The sequence below is a fragment of the Arthrobacter sp. 8AJ genome (assembly GCF_902506025.1).
Classification (GTDB): Bacteria; Actinomycetota; Actinomycetes; order Actinomycetales; family Micrococcaceae; genus Arthrobacter.
In genome coordinates, this window is record NZ_LR733289.1 from 690,970 (window position 1) to 707,629 (window position 16,660).

The following is a 16,660-nucleotide window of genomic DNA, read 5'->3' on the forward strand; positions in this document are numbered from 1 at the left end:
CCGCAGGCCTGCGCGAACTCCAGCCGGGAATTGAGCTCTGCCGCGACCTCGCCCGCCGGTGCGGACGCGTCTATCCGCAAAAAGCCCGCGTACTCCGGTAGCTCCCGGTACCCGTGGTGGAACGCGGCGAGGTCAGCGAGGCTCTCCGAATCCGTCCCACGGGCAATGATGCGGCGGTGGGCTTCGGTGTGGTCGATGTCCAGGTGGAAGATGGCGTCCGGTTGCGGCAGCCGGGCCAGCAGCCAGGGGAGGAAGCGTCCGCGGGGCAGCCCTTTTGCGTGCCGCAGTGCCAGTTGGCAGTGAAGGTGGCGGTCCATCACCACCAGGCCGTCGAACCGGCTGGCGCGCAGGTGCGATACCAGCACGTTGCCCACCCGCAGAAGGGTTTCGACGCCGTCTGCCACCCTGTCCGGCAGCCGCACTCCCAGCCTGGCCGCGGCCAGGGACATGACCCGCCGGCCCGCATGGTTGCTCACCAGCAAGGCCCGTCCGCCGCGGGCCCGCACCATCGACACCAAGGCGCGGGCCGCCGTCGACTTTCCCGATCCGTCGATGCCCGTCAGCACAATGATCATCCGGCCTCCTCCCGCCGCTCCGTTTAACGCCGGGGACGGGCGCAATGTCCCGAATGAGCTGGAATTCACAGGCGCCAGCGGCGGGGTGAAGTGCAGTGCTACATGATGTTGGTGGGTACCAGCAGCGCCCAGGCCAGGGCCGGAGCCACCATCACCACGCCGCCGGCATAGAACGTCAGCTGCTTGTAGACCCGTTGCCGGTCGTGATCCCGGGCATTGGCCACCACCAGTGCGCCATCAGTTGAGAAGGGGGAGACGTCGACGACGGTGGCCGCGATGGCCAGCGCGGCAACAGTTCCGGAGGCGCTGAGGGAGCTCGTGGCCAGGAGGGGTCCGGCCAGGGGTATGAACGCGGTGAGGAGAGCGGTGGAGGAAGCGAAGGCCGAGCCGACACCGATCACGTAGCACAGGACCAGTGCGATGAGCAGTGGCGTACCCAGGGCCAGGGCCTGCCCGGCCAGGGTATCGATGACGCCCACGTGCTCCAGTAGGGAGACATACGTGATCATCCCGGCAACCAGCAGGACCGTGGACCAGGAAATGCCGCCGATGAAGGTCCTGTGCTCCTTAATGTTGATGAATGCCAGGAGCAGGCCTGCGGAGAGGGCCACAAAGCCGATGGGCAGGTGGAAACCGAGCGTGGCTGCCAGCATCACGGCGATCAGGACGAGGGTCAGGACCTGCTGGCCGTGCGGGCGTCCGGTGGCAGAGGTGTCGATGTCCGCGTGCTGGCCCGCGGTGCCGTCACGCAGCCTGCCGATCAGGGCGAACAGGACGATGGTGAGCACGGAGAGGATCAGGTTCAGGGCGAAACTGGCAGTGAACAGGCCGCCCTGGGAGATGGGGAAGTTGTTCTTCAGGGCGATGTCATGCACCAGCACACCAGCAACGGACAGCGGGGAGAAGCCGCCGGCGTGGGCGCCGTTGATGATGAACGCGCCCATGAGGACGGGGTGGATCCTCGATTCGTAGGCGAATCCGATGGCCGCGGGAGCGAGCAGCGCGACGGCGGCGGGCGAGAACGTGCCGAGCGAGGTCAGCGCGGCGGCGATCAGGAAGAACACCCACGGCAGCAGCAGGGTCTTTCCGCGGACCATCCGCACGCAGCCCTTGACGATGATGTCGATGGTGCCGTTCCGCTGGGCCATGCTGAAGAAGTAAGTGACGCCAATGATGGTCAAGACGATGCTGGCGGGGAACTCCGCCAGGATCTCCCGGTCGGACATTCCCAGCATGAAATAGCCGACGCCGAAGGAGGCTACCAGCCCCATCACCCCGATGTTCAGCGGCCATTTGGTGGCGATGACGAACATCGCCACGAGGATCACCAGCGGGATGATCTGGACAGCGGTCATGGCAGGCTCCGGTCTCATGGCGGCTGCCTGGTTGAACATGCCACCGGTCACGGGGGCAAGCACTCGGGGTGCGGCTTGCCCATGGAAAGCATCATGACATTCCATTTGCCGCTGCCGGGAGTCGCGCGCCGGGCTGGCGGGAATTGTGCGCCGGGTTGCCGGAAATTGCGCGCCGGAAGGGGCCGACGGCTGCCTCGAGACCGTAGGCTGGAGGCCCGGAAGGGGGTATCCCCGGCCGGGCAAAGCAGTTCCCAGGTGAAAGGCAGGACCATGACCGTTTCCAGCGACGATCCCCAGAACACCGCAGACCTCCGGGGCCCGGGCGATCCGGACGAAGCCAGGGAGGCCGCCAAAAAGGAACCCCAGTCCGGGCAGCACCCCGAACAGCCGGGCGCGTCGAACATCCGTGAGGAACAGCAGGTCCACGCCGCCGGAACCGTTCCCGCGTCCTATGTTGGGGGCGGGGACGCGGCCGGCGGCGACAAGCCGGAGGAAAGCAAGCCGGAAGAGGCGCTGGAGGAGCCGGGTACCTGGGACGGCGAAGTCTAGGCATGATCTCCCGCACCGACATTGACCAGGCCGCGCGCCGGACCGCCGGCCTTATCCGCAGGACGCCCGTGATGGAGGCGGACCGCGACCTGCCCGACGGCCAGGTATGGCTCAAATGCGAGTTCATGCAGCACACGGGCACATTCAAGGCCCGCGGCGCGCTCAACCGCATCCTGGCAGCCAAGGAGCGCGGGGAACTCAGGGGCGGCGTCGGCGTCGTGGTGGCGTCCGGCGGAAACGCGGGGCTGGCCAATGCCTATGCCGCCAAGCAGCTGGGGGTTCCGGCCACCGTCTTCGTCCCGGAAGCCGCGCCCGCCGTCAAGGTCGCCAAGCTGAAGGCCATCGGTGCCACCGTGGTGCAGGGTGGTGCGGAGTACGCGGCCGCCTACCAGGCCGCCGTGGCCCACGCCGAGGAAACCGGCGCGGTTTACTGCCACGCCTATGACCAGCCCGAAATCGCTGCCGGTGCCGGAACAGTGGGCTCCGAGCTGCTGGAGCAGGTACCGGACGTGGACACCGTCCTGGTGGCAGTGGGCGGAGGCGGGCTGATGGCTGGGGTAGCCGCCGCCGTCGAGGGCTCAGCCAAAGTGGTGGCCGTCGAACCGGAAACAGCGCCGACCCTGCACGCCGCCCTGGCAGCCGGTGAGCCGGTGGACGTCGCCGTATCGGGTATCGCGGCCGACTCCCTGGGTGCCCGCCGCGCAGGCGACATCGGCTTCTCAGTGGCGGTCCGCTGCGGCGTCGAAAGCGTCCTTGTCAGCGACGCTGACATCATTGCCGCACGCTCGGCACTCTGGAACGACTACCGGATCGTGGTGGAACACGGCGCTGCAGCAGCCTACGCTGCGTTGACCTCCGGCGCGTATGTACCGGGGACGAACGAGCGCGTTGCCGTCATCCTCTGCGGTGCCAACACGGATCCGGCCACGCTGTGACGCAGCCCGGGCGAATTGGACGCCCGGGCTGGATCAGCTGACTACTGGGCGCCCTGGCCGCAGAACTTGCTGTAGGTGCTGCCGGCCTCCTGGTAGCCGGACTGCAAATCGGCAAGCTTGTCCTTGTCCGGGTTCTCCTTGGCCTGTTCGTCCGTGTACGCCAGGATCTGTGCCAGGGCAGGCTTGAGGTCGTCCGAGGCCACGGCGTGGATGGGACGGATCTGGTTGGCGAGGTTGTTCATGCCCGTCTTGCCGGCGTTGTTGGCGGGGTTCGACACAACGGCCTGGATCCGCTCGCAGGTCTCAGCGGTGGTCAGTTGGTGTGTGGCGGTGCAGGCCGTAGCAGAAGCAACGAGGCCGGCGGCAAACAGGGCTGTGGCGAATTTCTTCATGGGTCCCTCGGTAGTGGTCAGAGGTTTCGATTGTAAGCAGATTGGGTACCCCCATGCCTTCGCAAGCCCAATACCGGCGCTTAAACTGGCAGTACCAATCGTGCGGAGCTTCCGCAGATGGGCCCCGCGCGCATCAGACCAGACTAAGGAACCAGCATGCGCCGAACAGTACGCCGCCGTGCCGCCGCGGGACTTGTCGCCCTGCTTTCACTGCTCCTCCCCACAGCCATTCCGGCGTCGGCCGCGCCCCGATCAGGGGAGATCGTGCTCGACGGCGCCACCTCCGCGGAGGGCATTGCGGCGGGGGAGGGGAGGACTTTTTACGCAGGGGAACTCACCACGGGTGACATTTTCCGCGGTAACCTCCGCCAAAGCACCGCCACCCGCTTCATCCACGCCCCCGAGGGGCGCGCAGCCGCCGGAATGAAGGCCGATCCCTGCCACAACCTGTTGTTCGTGGCGGGCGCCACCACCGGCAAGGCTTTCGTCTACGACACCGTCACCGGAAAACCTGTGGCCGATTTTGACCTGGCCAAGGGGTTCATCAACGACGTCACCCTGACCAGCGAGGGCGCCTGGTTCACCAATTCGGCCGCGGCGGAACTCTACTTCCTGCCGGTGGGAGAAGACGGTGAACTGGGAACGGTGAAGACCCTTAAGCTGAGCGGGCCGGCCGCGGACCTCACGCCGGACTTCAACCTCAACGGCATCGCCTCGGCTGACGACGGCAGGGTCCTGCTGGTGGCGCATACAGCCGACAGTGCGGTGTACACGGTCAACCCTGAAACGGGGGAGAGTGCAGCCATTGAGGGCGTCAGCGTCCCCTTCGTGGACGGCATCCTGGTGCGCGGCGGCACCCTGTGGGCGGTCCAGAACCAGCTGAACCAGATAGCCCGCATTGATCTGTCCGGGGACCTGTCCTCCGGCGTCGTGGAAGGCACCATCAAGAGCGGCTCGTTCAATGTCCCCACCACCGTGGCCCTGTTCGGAAATACGCTGGCCGCCGTGAACGCGCAGTTCAACCAGCCGCCCAGCCCGTTCGAAGTGGTGTTGGTTCCGGCCCGGAAGTAGTGCCGTGACAAGAAACTGGCCGGCAGCAGGGGCTGCCGGCCAGTTTGGCCTGCGGGATCCGGAAGGACGGACCTGCGGGATCCGGAAGGACGGATCAGATGGTGCGCGGAGCCTTGGCCAGGTTGTCCTTCAGCTGGGTGGCGGTCTGCCGCTTCACGTAGGCCGGACGGTCCCGCTCCACACGCCAGCTCTCTGAGAGCGGGCCGACATTGACGGTGTCGAAACCGAACTCGTCGTAGAGGCGGGTCACCAGTTCGGCTGCTTCCGGATAGTCGCTGGCGGTGGCCAGGGCCCGCCGGTCGGCGGTGCCGGCGGGCGATCCGTCGGTGGTGATGTCCTTGGCCATGATGTGGTTGAAGCCCTTGGCCACCTTCGACTGTGGGAGGTGTTCCTGCAGCAGCCCGGAGGTGGTGGCCTCGCCGTTGTCCAGGGCGGGGATCCTGCCGTCCCGCTCCCAGTAGTAGTTGTTCGTATCGATCACAACCTTGCCGGCCAGGGGCTCCGACGGGACGTCCTTGTAGTTCTTGAGGGGCACTGTCACCACTGCGAAGTCGCCCGCGGCTGCCGCTTCGGCTGCGGTGGCCGCCCGGGCCTTCGGGCCAAGCTCAGCCACCAGGTCCTGGAGCGTCTCCGGCCCGCGCGAGTTGCTGATGACTACGTCGTAGCCCAGTTCCACGGCCTTCCGTGCGACCTGGCTGCCAATATGTCCTGCACCGATGATTCCGATTGTTGTCATAGTGGCGGCAACAGCGGTCCCCCTGCAGATATTTCAGCCGGTGCCCGGGAATAAAAGGGCTGGGCTCTGGCTACTTTCCGGCCACCTATTTGCCCAGGTAGCGGCCCGGGCGGTGGTTCAGCGCAAGGATGAGGTTCAGCAGCGTGGCACCGGCGGCGGACAGCAGCACCAGCAGCGGAGGCACCAAAACAAGCGATGCCAGCACGATGGCAACGTCCAGCACCATCTGCACATACCCGGCGCGCCAGTTCAGCTTCTCCTGCAACAGCAGGGCAAGGATGTTGAAGCCGCCCAGGCTGGACTGGTGCCGGAACAGGATCAGGAGGCCGACGCCGGCGAGCAGGTTTCCGCCCACCACGCCGTACACCGGGTCGAGGTGCAGTGACCCCATCGCGGCAGGGTGCAGGCTTGCCATCACTGACACGAGGGCGATGGCCGCCCCGGTGCGGAGGGCGAAATTCCAGCCCTTCTTCCAGACCGCCAGCGCGAAGAACGGCAGGTTTACGGCGAAGAAGATGACACCAAACGGCAGTGCAACGGAGTAGCTGAGCAGCAGCGCCAGGCCCGCGGTGCCGCCGGTGACCGCGCCGCTGGACTTGAGGAGGAACAGGCCCAGTGACGCCGCAAAGGTGCCAGTGAGGATGCCCAGGACGTCCTCTACCACCGAATGGCGGACGGCCGACGGCGGCACGGGACGTCCCGCCGTCGGCTCTTCAGGGTGCGTGGCCGGGGCAGCAGTGGTTGCGTCAGTGCGTGTTTCCGTGGAGGTGCTCACTGGGCGGCGCCCGCCCCAGGCAGGAACCGCCCGCGGTCTGCCAGGACTGCCAACACGCGGTCATTAGTGGCGGCATCGGCCAGGGTGATGCGCACGCCGTCCACCGCGTAGCCGCGTGCCAGGATGTCGGCCTGGGCCAGCGCGTCAAGAAGTTGCACGCGCAGCTCGTCCGAAGCCCGCAGCCAGTAGAAGTTCGCCTGGCTGTCCGGGACGTCCCAGCCCAGGCCCCGAAGTGCCCCGATCACGCGGGTCCGTTCCTGCGCCACCGCCTCGGTGCGCTCAAGGATCTCGTCCTCCGCAGCAAGCGAAGCGACCGCGGCAGCCTGCGCCATCCTGTTGACGCCAAACGGAACGGCCGTGCGCCGAAGGCCTTCGGCGATCTCCGGCCGGGCAATGGCGTAACCGATCCTCAGCCCAGCCAGTCCGTACGCCTTGGAGAAGGTCCGCAGGATGCAGAGGTTGGGGTAGCGGCGGTAGAAGTCCAGGGAGTCGACGCCCGGGCCGCGCTGGAACTCGACATACGCCTCGTCCAAGACCACCAGCACCCGCGGGGGAACGGACCGGAGAAACTCCTCCAGCGCCTCCGCGCTGATGGACACCCCGGTGGGGTTGTTCGGCGAGCACAGGATCACCAGCCGGGTGCGCTCCGTAATGGCCGCAGCCATGGCCGTGAGATCGTGGTGCTCATCCGCCAGCAGCGGCACGGGGACCGAAACCGCGCCCGCCACCGCCACAAGGATGGGATATGCCTCAAAGGACCGCCAGGCGTACACCACCTCGTCCCCGTGCGAGCAGACGGCGGAGATGATCTGCTGCAGCACTCCGGAGCTTCCCGGTCCGGCGGCAACCTCATCGGCGCTGACACCGAAGTGCCCGGCAATAGCCTCCCGTGCTTCCACCGCGCCCATGCTCGGGTACCGGTGGATCCTGCCGCCCTCTGCGGCAATCGCGTCGACGACGGACGGCAGGGGAGTGAAGTGGCTTTCGTTCGAGGCAAGGGCCGCGGTCAGGGCTGACTGGGCGCTCTTGCCGGCCACGTAGGCGGGAAGCTGGGCGACGGCGGCGCGGACCTCTGGTGCCGCGGCTTCTGGAAGGGTGCTGGTCATGGAAGGCATGATGGGTGAAATCAGGACGTCTGCGCAACAGAGGAGGATCGAGCAGGACAGATCCAGCAGATGTTATCTCCAGAAGTGGCAAAATGCTCACTATGCACCTCATTGATGCCCTTGACGCAGAGATCCTCCTCACACTCGACCGGGACCCGCAGGCTACTGTCCTGTCCCTCTCCCGCACGCTGGGCGTGGCCCGCAATACGGTGCATGCCCGGCTCCGCCGCCTCGCAAATGACGGCAGCCTGGCACCCTTCAGCCAGCGGGTGCGGACCGAGGCTCTTGGCCTGCCGCTCATCGCCTTCATCTCGATTTCCATCAGCCAGTCCTCCAGCGACATTGCCGTGGCAGCGCTGCAGACCATCCCGGAGATCATCGAAATGCATGCCACCACCGGCGATGCCGACCTACTGGCCAAGGTGGCCGCGAGGGACCCGGCCGACCTGCACCGGATCACCAACGCGATGCTGGCGATTGACGGCGTCGTCCGGACCAGCACCGCCATGTCCCTGGTGGAAGTGATGCCCACCCGCACGGTGCCCCTGCTGCAGGCGGCCGCAAAGAAGCAACAGGCGTTAGAGGCACAGAAGCAATCGACCTAGAACAAATTCTCCCATTTCCTCACGGTCAAACTCTTGACCATTCTTGTAAGGCACTGATAAACCTAAAAGGCAGAAAGCGCTTTCCTCGGTGCTTGCACCTCCTCAAAATCACTCGTGAGAAGGATGCGCCGCATCGAATGAAACGTTCCAAACTGTTGTGCGGCAGACTCAGCTGCCGCCGCATCAAAGGAGATGTTCTTTTGGCAAACCCCTCAATGTGTTCCCCGAAATTCCCGGCGGGCAGGGCGCGGAAGGCTGTGCCGGCTGCCGCGGCGGCCACGCTCGCTGCAGCAGCCATGGCCTTGGCCGGTGTCCCGTTTGCTGCCGCTGATCCCGGCCCGGGAGGTCCTGCCGCTCCGGCGGCCCGCGCACACTCCGGCCTGACGCGCCAGGTGGAGAACCTGGACCGCGCCCCGGTTGCCGTCCTGACGGACCAGGGGGTCAGCCTGGGCTGGCGCATGCTGGGCCTGGACAAGGACAGCATTGGATTCCAGGTCATTCGCGACGGCGCCATTATCACCGACGAACCCATCCGGGACACCACCACGTATCTGGACCCGGATGGCACGAAGGACTCCAAGTACGTCATCAAGACCGTGGGCAACGGCAACGGGCAGGACAAACTCAGCGCCGAGTTCAGCCCGCTGGCACAGAACTATCTCCCCATCAAGCTGGACAAGCCGGCTGACGGCGTCAGTAAGGACGGAAAGCCATACTCCTACAGCGCCAACGATTCCAGCGTCGCCGACCTTGATGGTGACGGCGCCTACGAGATCATCCAGCTGTGGAACCCATCCAACGCGCAGGACAACTCCAAGTCCGGGTACACCGGCAACGTCTACGTGGACGCCTACAGGATGGACGGCACCAAGCTGTGGCGCATCGACCTGGGCCGCAACATCCGGGCGGGCGCCCACTATACGCAGATGCTGGCCTACGACTTTGACGGTGACGGCAAGGCCGAGGTGGCGTTCAAGACGGCGGACGGAACCACCGATGCGGCGGGAACCGTCATCGGTGATGCCGCGGCCGATTACCGCACCAGTGCCGGCTATGTCCTGTCCGGACCGGAATTCCTCACGGTGTTCAACGGCGCCAGCGGCACCATCATGGACACCGTTCCCTACGATCCGCCGCGCGGCGCCGTATCCGCGTGGGGCGACAACTACGGCAACCGCGTGGACAGGTTCCTCGCCGGAGTTGCCTATTTGGACGGTGAACACCCGTCCATGATGTTCAGCCGCGGCTACTACACCCGCACGGTGCTGGTCACCTACGACCTTGTGAACGGCAAGCTGGTGAAGCGCTGGAAGTTCGATTCCGATGTGGCCGGAGCCGAGTACAAGGGCCAGGGCAACCACAACCTGTCGGTGGCGGACGTGGACTCCGACGGCAAGGACGAATTCGTCTTTGGTTCCATGACCATCGACGACGACGGCACCCCGCTCTACAACACCAGGCTGGGCCACGGCGACGCCATCCACACGGGCGATCTTGATCCTTCCCGGCCGGGGCTCGAAACCTTCGCAGTGCACGAAAGCATGAGCCAGAGCGGCAACCGCGGCGCCACGTTCCGCGATGCCGCCACCGGCGAAGTGTTGTGGAGCATCCCCGCCGTCAAGGACACCGGCCGCGGCGCCACCGGCGACATCGACCCCCGATTCCCGGGTTCTGAAAGCTGGGCCGTAGGCGGCGACGCCGCGTGGAACTCCCCGGTGGGGTTCCTCATGTCCGCCAAGGGCGAGCGGATCTCGGACAAGATCCCTGCAGCCAACTTCATGGCCTGGTGGGACGGCGACCTGCTGCGGGAGATCGTGGACCACGACTTCGATGCCGTGGCCGGGTACGGCGTGCCCACCATCTCCAAGTGGAACTGGGAAACCGAATCCAGCGACCGTTTGTTGACGGCCACCGGCGCCCGCACCAACAACTACACCAAGGGCAACCCGTCGCTGCAGGCGGACCTGCTGGGCGACTGGCGGGAAGAGCTGGTGTTCCCTTCAGCGGACAGCACCGAGCTGCGCATCTACACCAGCACCTCGCCCACCGACGTCCGGCTGCGCACCCTGATGCATGACCCGATGTACCGGACCGGCGTGGCCCGCGAAACGGTGGGCTACAACCAGCCGCCGCACCCGAGCTTCTTCATCGGCGAGGGTATGCAGGCACCGGCCATGCCGGCCGTCTTCTACGCCGGAAAGGCCAAATAGGCCGGCCGAAGACGCGAAAGCGCCGTCCGCCTTGGGGGAAGGCGGGCGGCGCTTGCTTGCGGGTCAGCGCGGGTCAGTGGCCGCCGAGGTTGCCACCCACCGGCGGAAGGCCGCCCTCGGTACCGCGGTCGTCCCCGCGCCGTTCGCCGGCGCTGAGGTTCTCGCCTTCGAGCGTCTCGTCGGACTCCCCGGTGGTGTCCACCAGGCCGTTGGTCTGGTCGAAAGCGTGCCCGATCCTGTCATCGCCCAGATCGGCGACTGAACCGGTGGAGCCGGCCGCCGCCGTCGTGCCCGCTGCCGGAATCCCGACGCCTGCGTCGGCCGAGCCTGTGGTGGATCCGGTGGTCAGGGGCTCGGCGGGAACAACCGGCTCTGCCGGAACCACCGGGGTGGTCTCCGCGACCGTCACGTCATGCGTTTCCGTCTTGTCCTTGTTGCCACTGGCTGCCATCGCCGCTGCTGCACCGGCGGCTGCGGCAATGCCGACGCCGGCGGCAACCTTGCCCGAAACCCCGGCCTTGCCGGAATCGCCGCGGGATGCGCCCGCGTGTTCAACACCGGGCGTGCCAACCGCGGAGCCGGCGTTGACCGATCCGCGCCAGGCGCCGCTGGCGTAGCCTTCATCCTCGATGAATTCCTTGAACTTTTGCAGGTCCGATTCCGCCTGCCGGTCAACGACGTTCAGTTTGTCGCCCACCTTCTCCACCAGGCCTTCGGGCTCGTATTCGAGGGTCAGCCGGAGGGAGGTCTGGCCGCCACCAACGTCCTCGAAGTCCACGGCGCCGGCGTTCGTGGCGCCTTCGGTGGCGGCCCAGGCAACGCGCCGGTCCGGGACCTGCTCCAGGATTTTGGCTTCCCATTGCCTGCGGACGCCGCCGATCTCGGCCACCCATTCCAGCCGGTCGTCACTGAGCTGCGTGACGCTCTTGACGCCGCCCATGAAGTGCGGGAACTCCTCGAACTGGGTCCACTGGTTGTATGCGGTGCTCACCGGTACGTTCACCAGAATGCGTTTTTCCACCTTCGTGCTCATAACGTCTCCTTCGCTTTGTTACCGGGGGCTGACGACCAGGAAAAATCATCAGCATGCTTACCAACATACCTATTAGGTGCTTCGGATTCCAGAGCGGTGGGCAACGAAAAGGTGAAACGTCCGAAAGGCGGCCTTACTCAGGGCCCCACCACAACGCCATAGGACCCTTCGTTGAGCGCGCTTGGTTTGTTCGAAGGAGCCACCACGCCGAACTCGTAGCCCTTGGCCCGGATGGCGTCGATGGTCCTGGACAGGTAGTCCCACTGGGAGGCGGGGCAGGACAGGACGTCGTTGCCGTCGTGGAGCAGGATGATTGCACCTGGGGCCACCTCATCCAGCACGTACTTCTGGACTCCAGCTGCGCCGGGGCACTCGAAGTCGCCGGGCTCGCCGACCTCCCAGTGCCACTGGATGCCGCCGCTCATGCCGAGGCTCCTGATGTATTTGAGCGCGTACGGGGTGCTGTTGCCGAACGGGAAGCGCATCAGCACGGGTGTTGTGCCGGTGATGGTTTTGAGCGTGGCGTTGGTGCGGTCAACTTCCTGCTTCTGGTTCGCCTGGGAGAGCTCGGGGAAGTTAGCGTGGTCCCAGGAGTGGTTGCCAATCACGTGCCCCTCGTCCCTGATCCGGCGGACAAGGTCCGGGTACTGCTGGGCGTGGGAGCCCTGAATGAAGAATGTTGCCTTGACGTTCTTTTCCTTGAGGACGTCGAGGACAAAGGCGGTGCGCTCGGCGGATGGCCCGTCGTCAAAGGTCAGGCCGATCAGCGGCTTGTCGGCGGCATGGGCTGATGCGGGGGCCCCGGCGACTAAGGCCAGAATCAAGCTCAGGGCAGCCAGGGCCATGACCGCAATCTTGCTTTTCATGGTGCTCTTTCCCTTCCCAAGGCTGCTTTCAACCTTGTTTAGGTGAGCACCCTATGACCGCCTTAAAGGGGGTGTAAACAGGTGGCAGGCGTCGACTGCGTAACTTCTCCTGCCTCCGAAACTGGTGCAATTCCGGGCGTTACCTAAGCGTTGCCTGGAAGGGAAAAGCGGACGACGGCGGCGCCAGGCCGGGTGCCGCCGCTGCGGTTTTGGCCGGGCCGGTTGAGTCAGTCCAGGTACTGGCCTACCAATGCAAGGTTCTGGATGACAGCAAGCCCAAACTGCGCGGTGTCATTTGTGGAGACGGTGGGCGCCTCATCCACCGGCTGCAGCACGAATGGGGGCCTGATCCGCCGCAGCGAGAACGCTGATCCATGGTTCAGGTGTTCCCCGCCCTCGGCAAAACTCTCCCAGGCCCGGGCTGCCAGGTCAAGATCCTGCAACCTTGCCGCCGCGTAGGCCGTCAGGCGGCTGTGTGCCTGGGTCAGATGGATGCCCTCCAGCGCCTGTCCTACCGCCTCCACCTGCTCCTCCTTCGTGGCCAGGAACAGCCGGCAGTACTGCAGCCAGGCCTGCTCGAACTGCGGATCAGGGGCCAGGTCCACCAGCTCACTGCAGATCTCCACCAGCCCGAACACGGCGCTGAGGTGCGACACCGAGATCTGCTCCCGGCCGGTGTCGAACCGTCCCTTGTCCAGGTCATACAGCGCCTCGCCGGTGAGGAAGCCGTACTTGAGCGCGCCGATGTCGGCCATGGTGCCCAGCAGCCGGTCGCGGGAGCGGGGATTGCCGGTGCGCTCCCAGTCGGTGAGCCAGGTGGCGGCGAGCGAGCCCCAGTCTGTCCCGAGACCCACGCCCAGGGCACCGCGGTTGGGGCGGTAGGTGGCGGCATCCGCGCGGACTTTGCGGACGGGGTCCAGGCCCAGGAAGTTTTGGTCGCTGTCCACCAGTTCGGTCAGGAGGTCGCCGGTGCGCTCGTCCGCCGTCAGGTAGTAGTAGAAGCGGCGGTAGGCGGGGGTGCTGATCCGCAGCTGCTTGGCGCTGCAGCCCCAGTGCTGGACGTTGTGCCGGGAGCCGAGGCCTTTCCATGGGCCCAGGTGGTAGACGTCCACCTCGCCGGTGTGGCGGGTCATGGCCTCGGCGAAGCGGAAGATGTCCGCCCGGCCGGAGCGCAGGTAGGAGTACCAGAGCCAGAGGTCGGGGGAGAGTTCGGAGTTGTCCCACGCATAGCCGCCCACGTCGTACCGCCACACGTGCCGGTCGAAATCGTACGTGTGCATGACGTCGCCGTAGTTCCAGAAGCCGTACCAGCGGCGCTGCTCCACCTGGCCGGCATAGAAATCGAAGAGGAAGTCCAGTCGGTCTTCCAGCCGTGCCCGTGCCGGCGTGCTCCGGTCCACCGGGGCCCAGTCGCCGAAAACGCCCGCGGAATGCAAGTACTCCGGTGTGGCCTGCAGCAGGGCGGGCGTGGAGGCGGCGGAGGCGTCGGCGGCCAGGCTTTCGGTTGGCGGGGTGGCCTCGTAGGCGAACAGAGTTATCTCATGTGTGCGGGCAATGCCCGTGGGGTTGCCGAACCCCGGCTCGTAGTCCTCATAAGTGATTTCCAGGCCTTCGAGCTGTTCTTCGAACGTGTCCTGCCCCAGGCCGTCGTGGTAGAACCGCAGGTCCATGGGCTGCGCTTCGGGGGAGTACAACCATGCTGTCAGGTCGGCTTCGCTGGCGGCCGCGCCGCGGATCTCCAGTTGTCCCGGGTGGGATTGCCAGAAGTCCTTGATGCCGATTCCCAGGCCGCCGCGGGTATCGCTCAGGGAACAGAAACCGGCGGCACGGGTTCCACCGGAGATGCCCACCCAGCCGTGGCCGGCAGCCGTGCGCTTGCGCAGTTCGAACCCGTCCGCGTTGATCTGGCTGAGCGTGTAGTCACTCCACGTGGGGATCAGGTGCAGCCGGCCTGAGACCTCCGGGTTCCAGGTCTGTTCCGGGGGAGTGGCCCGTCCAGCGATCTGCGCCTCCCGCACCTCCGCCCCCGGATCCCGGCGGAGCCCGGTCAGGCCGCGGACTGCCTCGGCGAGGAAACCGCCGTCGGCTCCTGCAATGCGGATATGCCGGTTGTGCAGTTCCGCCTCCAGCGGCACGGTGAACCGTGCGCCGAGTCCGGCCAGGAAGTCGCGATCCGGGTCGCCGTCCCAGATGAAGGAGTGCACCATCCGCACGCTGCGGGCGTTGGCGTGGAAGTAGAAGCGCACCACAAAGGGCAGCCAGGACGGCCCGTTGCCGGGGCCGTCCTGGCGGTGCCGCCCTTCCAGCCGCACCACCGCGCGGACCGGGCCGTTTTGTTCGACGGCCGCTGCGGTGACCTCTCCGGTGAAGGCCTCCCGCCGGGCCGTCCCTGCCCCTTCGGGGATGCCATCCTGCACCAGGCTGACCAGCCGGGCGTCCCGGGCAACGGTCCTGCCGTTCCGGGAAAGGCTGCTGAACAGGGTGGAACCGCCGCGGTTGATGACCATCTGCAGGACGCCGGTATCCACGGTGAAGGTGTCGGCACTTTCGGTGACAGTGACTGAGGCGGAGCCCGACGACGGCTGGCTGGCCCCGGCGGGTGTGCCGGCGTCGGACGTCACGTGGTAGGTGTCCGACGGCGAGCAGGTCGCCGGGAGCGCGACCCCCGCCCACTTCAGGGATCCGTCCGGCCAGGTGGCCAGGGGCCACGCCTGGCTGGGGACGCGGGCGCCGGTGGCGTCCGCAACTGCCAGGGCCTCCACCCCAGGCACTGTGCCGCGTGGGAACGGCATGCCCCACGTGCTTCCGCCACTGATTTCCGCAGGAGCTTGTCCGTCGATCCACCTGATGAGGGTGCTGTCCGCCATGTCATCCAATTCCGCTGGTTGCCGCGCGCAGAAGACCCAACCCAGATGGGAAAGCGCTTTCTTGATTGGACTACAACGTAGTAGACCGGGGGGCGTGCATGCAAGGGGTTATTGCTAGGCGGGACGGCCGCAATGCCATGGGCGTTTCCGCTCCGCCGGAGGCCGGGACCGTTCACCCTCTGGCCGCAGCCGCCCTGGTGTGCTGGACTGATGAAGCACTGGGCACCAACCGCCGCTTCCGGCCCGTGCCGGGGACGGCACCATTTCCAGCCACACTCAGCCAGCCGGCGCGGACCGGCTGTTGGAAAGGATCCCTCATGGCAACGTACAAGATCGGATATTTCGTGGGCAGCCTGGCAAGCGGCTCCATCAACAGGGTCCTGGCCAAGGCCTTGATCAAGCTCGCTCCGGAGGAATTGGAATTCACCGAGATCCCCATCAAGGACCTCCCGCTGTACAGCTACGACTATGACGCCGACTTCCCGCCCGAGGGCCGTGCCCTCAAGGAAGCCATCGAGGCCGCCGACGGGATCCTGTTCGTCTCGCCCGAATACAACCGCTCCATCCCCGGCGCCCTAAAAAACGCCATCGACTGGGGTTCCCGCCCGTGGGGAACCAACTCTTTTGCCCGCAAGCCCACCGGCATCATTGGCGCCTCGCCGGGCAGCATCGGCACGGCGGTGATGCAGTCCTCCATGCGCAGCGTCCTGAGCTTCCTCGACGCGCCGCAGCTGAACGCGCCGGAGGCCTACATCACCTACAAGGCAGAAGCCTTTGGGAACGACGGCGAGGTCAAGGATGCGTCCACCGCCAAGTTCCTGGGGCATTACATGGACGAGTATGCGGCCTTCGTGGCGAGGGTCCTGGCTGCCAACGCACCGGGCCACATTGGCGACCTGGAACCGGATGCCGCCAAGCTTTCCCGGTAGTTCGGTTCTCCACCAGGCAGTTTTCCATCAGGCGGTTCAACCAAGCATACGGATGCCCGCCGTCCCAGCAACGGCGGGCATCCGAGTTTATGGGCAGGCGCGTCTGGCGCCTGCGATCCGGGTGTGCGGGTCAGTCCAGCGGAAGCGTCACCGTCACGCTGGTGCCCATCCCCGGGGTGGCGTTGATATCCACGGCCCCGCCCGCTTCCTGCACAGCGACAGCCATGAGCCGCAGGCCATAGCCGTGGTGCCGCCCGCACGTGGCGAGGTCGCTGTCAAAGCCCGTGCCGTCGTCGGCCACCACCAGGCGGATGCCGTGGTCAACGGCTGCCAGCTGGATGGTGAGCGTGTGCGCAGCGGAGTACTTGAAGGCGTTGCTGAGTGCCTCGCGGGCGGACTGGTACAGGAGGGACGCGGAGTCCGCCGGGATCTCGATGCCCCAGTGTGGTGTATCCCAGTGGACCACGGTCCCGCGCTGCCGCAAGGGCGCCGTGAGCCGGTCGATGCAGCCGGCGAGCCCCAACGTGTGGAAATCCAGCGGCTGCCGGTCTGTCAGCACACCGCCCACTGTTGTGACGTCGCTGTCCAACGCTGTTCTGCTTCCCATGACTTCCTGCTCCCCACAAGCTGGTTGGTCTGATCTCTCCAGCGTGGAC

General features: G+C 66.2%; 15 protein-coding genes and 1 pseudogene. 6 read left to right on the top strand and 10 right to left on the bottom strand.

The annotated features are described in order from the left end of the window. Nucleotides 1-26 precede the first annotated feature (26 nt). Nucleotides 27-575: pseudogene (locus BACI349Y_RS03155) on the bottom strand (AAA family ATPase); the annotation flags it as partial. A 98-nt stretch (nt 576-673) separates the two neighbouring features. After that, nucleotides 674-1,930 carry an SLC13 family permease gene (locus BACI349Y_RS03160; RefSeq protein ID WP_159630380.1) on the bottom strand — a complete coding sequence of 419 codons (1,257 nt, stop codon included), beginning with the start codon at nt 1,928-1,930 and terminating at the stop codon, nt 674-676. A gap of 270 nt (nt 1,931-2,200) precedes the next feature. On the opposite strand from BACI349Y_RS03160, the gene BACI349Y_RS03165 reads away from it, so the two are divergent. Then, nucleotides 2,201-2,479, top strand: a complete 279-nt coding sequence (locus BACI349Y_RS03165) for a hypothetical protein (RefSeq protein WP_159630382.1) — start codon at nt 2,201-2,203, stop codon at nt 2,477-2,479. 2 nt (nt 2,480-2,481) lie between these two features. Then, nucleotides 2,482-3,414, top strand: a complete 933-nt coding sequence (locus BACI349Y_RS03170; RefSeq protein WP_159630384.1) for a threonine/serine dehydratase — start codon at nt 2,482-2,484, stop codon at nt 3,412-3,414. A 41-nt stretch (nt 3,415-3,455) separates the two neighbouring features. On the opposite strand, the gene BACI349Y_RS03175 is transcribed toward BACI349Y_RS03170, so the two are convergent. Beyond that, complete coding sequence (locus tag BACI349Y_RS03175; RefSeq protein ID WP_159630386.1) at nt 3,456-3,806, bottom strand: hypothetical protein; 351 nt, start codon at nt 3,804-3,806, stop codon at nt 3,456-3,458. A 156-nt stretch (nt 3,807-3,962) separates the two neighbouring features. Here BACI349Y_RS03175 and BACI349Y_RS03180 point away from each other — a divergent pair, with 156 nt between their 5' ends. After that, complete coding sequence (locus BACI349Y_RS03180) at nt 3,963-4,877, top strand: SMP-30/gluconolactonase/LRE family protein (RefSeq protein WP_159630388.1); 915 nt, start codon at nt 3,963-3,965, stop codon at nt 4,875-4,877. 94 nt (nt 4,878-4,971) lie between these two features. On the opposite strand, the gene BACI349Y_RS03185 is transcribed toward BACI349Y_RS03180, so the two are convergent. The 3 genes from BACI349Y_RS03185 to hisC all read right to left on the bottom strand — a co-directional run bounded on the left by BACI349Y_RS03185 (nt 4,972) and on the right by hisC (nt 7,503). Further along, complete coding sequence (locus BACI349Y_RS03185; protein ID WP_159630390.1) at nt 4,972-5,613, bottom strand: NADPH-dependent F420 reductase; 642 nt, start codon at nt 5,611-5,613, stop codon at nt 4,972-4,974. 85 nt (nt 5,614-5,698) lie between these two features. Further along, nucleotides 5,699-6,388 (bottom strand): YitT family protein, encoded by a 690-nt coding sequence (locus BACI349Y_RS03190; protein WP_442858393.1) that lies wholly within the window; start codon nt 6,386-6,388, stop codon nt 5,699-5,701. Further along, nucleotides 6,385-7,503, bottom strand: a complete 1,119-nt coding sequence (gene hisC / locus BACI349Y_RS03195; protein WP_159630392.1) for a histidinol-phosphate transaminase — start codon at nt 7,501-7,503, stop codon at nt 6,385-6,387. Before hisC ends, BACI349Y_RS03190 begins: the two co-directional genes overlap by 4 nt. An 83-nt stretch (nt 7,504-7,586) precedes the next feature. Between hisC and BACI349Y_RS03200 the strand changes: the two genes are divergently transcribed. Both BACI349Y_RS03200 and BACI349Y_RS03205 read left to right on the top strand, forming a co-directional pair. Further along, nucleotides 7,587-8,099 carry an Lrp/AsnC family transcriptional regulator gene (locus BACI349Y_RS03200; protein ID WP_201302383.1) on the top strand — a complete coding sequence of 171 codons (513 nt, stop codon included), beginning with the start codon at nt 7,587-7,589 and terminating at the stop codon, nt 8,097-8,099. A 215-nt stretch (nt 8,100-8,314) separates the two neighbouring features. Then, the gene (locus BACI349Y_RS03205) at nt 8,315-10,309 is read left to right on the top strand and encodes a rhamnogalacturonan lyase (protein ID WP_159635133.1); all 1,995 of its coding nucleotides are present in this window, start codon (nt 8,315-8,317) and stop codon (nt 10,307-10,309) included. A gap of 73 nt (nt 10,310-10,382) precedes the next feature. Here BACI349Y_RS03205 and BACI349Y_RS03210 read toward each other — a convergent pair whose 3' ends face one another. From BACI349Y_RS03210 to BACI349Y_RS03220, 3 genes are all read right to left on the bottom strand, one after another. Next, on the bottom strand, nt 10,383-11,342 hold the full coding sequence (locus BACI349Y_RS03210) for an SRPBCC family protein (RefSeq protein ID WP_159630396.1): 960 nt from the start codon (nt 11,340-11,342) through the stop codon (nt 10,383-10,385). A 137-nt stretch (nt 11,343-11,479) separates the two neighbouring features. Then, entirely contained in the window at nt 11,480-12,208 is a 729-nt protein-coding gene (locus BACI349Y_RS03215; RefSeq protein ID WP_159630398.1) for a polysaccharide deacetylase family protein, read from the bottom strand. Nucleotides 12,209-12,435: 227 nt separating this feature from the next. After that, nucleotides 12,436-15,075, bottom strand: a complete 2,640-nt coding sequence (locus tag BACI349Y_RS03220; protein WP_159630400.1) for an exo-rhamnogalacturonan lyase family protein — start codon at nt 15,073-15,075, stop codon at nt 12,436-12,438. A gap of 317 nt (nt 15,076-15,392) precedes the next feature. Between BACI349Y_RS03220 and BACI349Y_RS03225 the strand changes: the two genes are divergently transcribed. Beyond that, nucleotides 15,393-16,004 carry an NADPH-dependent FMN reductase gene (locus tag BACI349Y_RS03225; RefSeq protein ID WP_159630402.1) on the top strand — a complete coding sequence of 204 codons (612 nt, stop codon included), beginning with the start codon at nt 15,393-15,395 and terminating at the stop codon, nt 16,002-16,004. A gap of 130 nt (nt 16,005-16,134) precedes the next feature. On the opposite strand, the gene BACI349Y_RS03230 is transcribed toward BACI349Y_RS03225, so the two are convergent. Continuing rightward, complete coding sequence (locus BACI349Y_RS03230) at nt 16,135-16,611, bottom strand: sensor histidine kinase (protein ID WP_159630404.1); 477 nt, start codon at nt 16,609-16,611, stop codon at nt 16,135-16,137. Between the last annotated feature and the right edge of the window lie 49 nt (nt 16,612-16,660).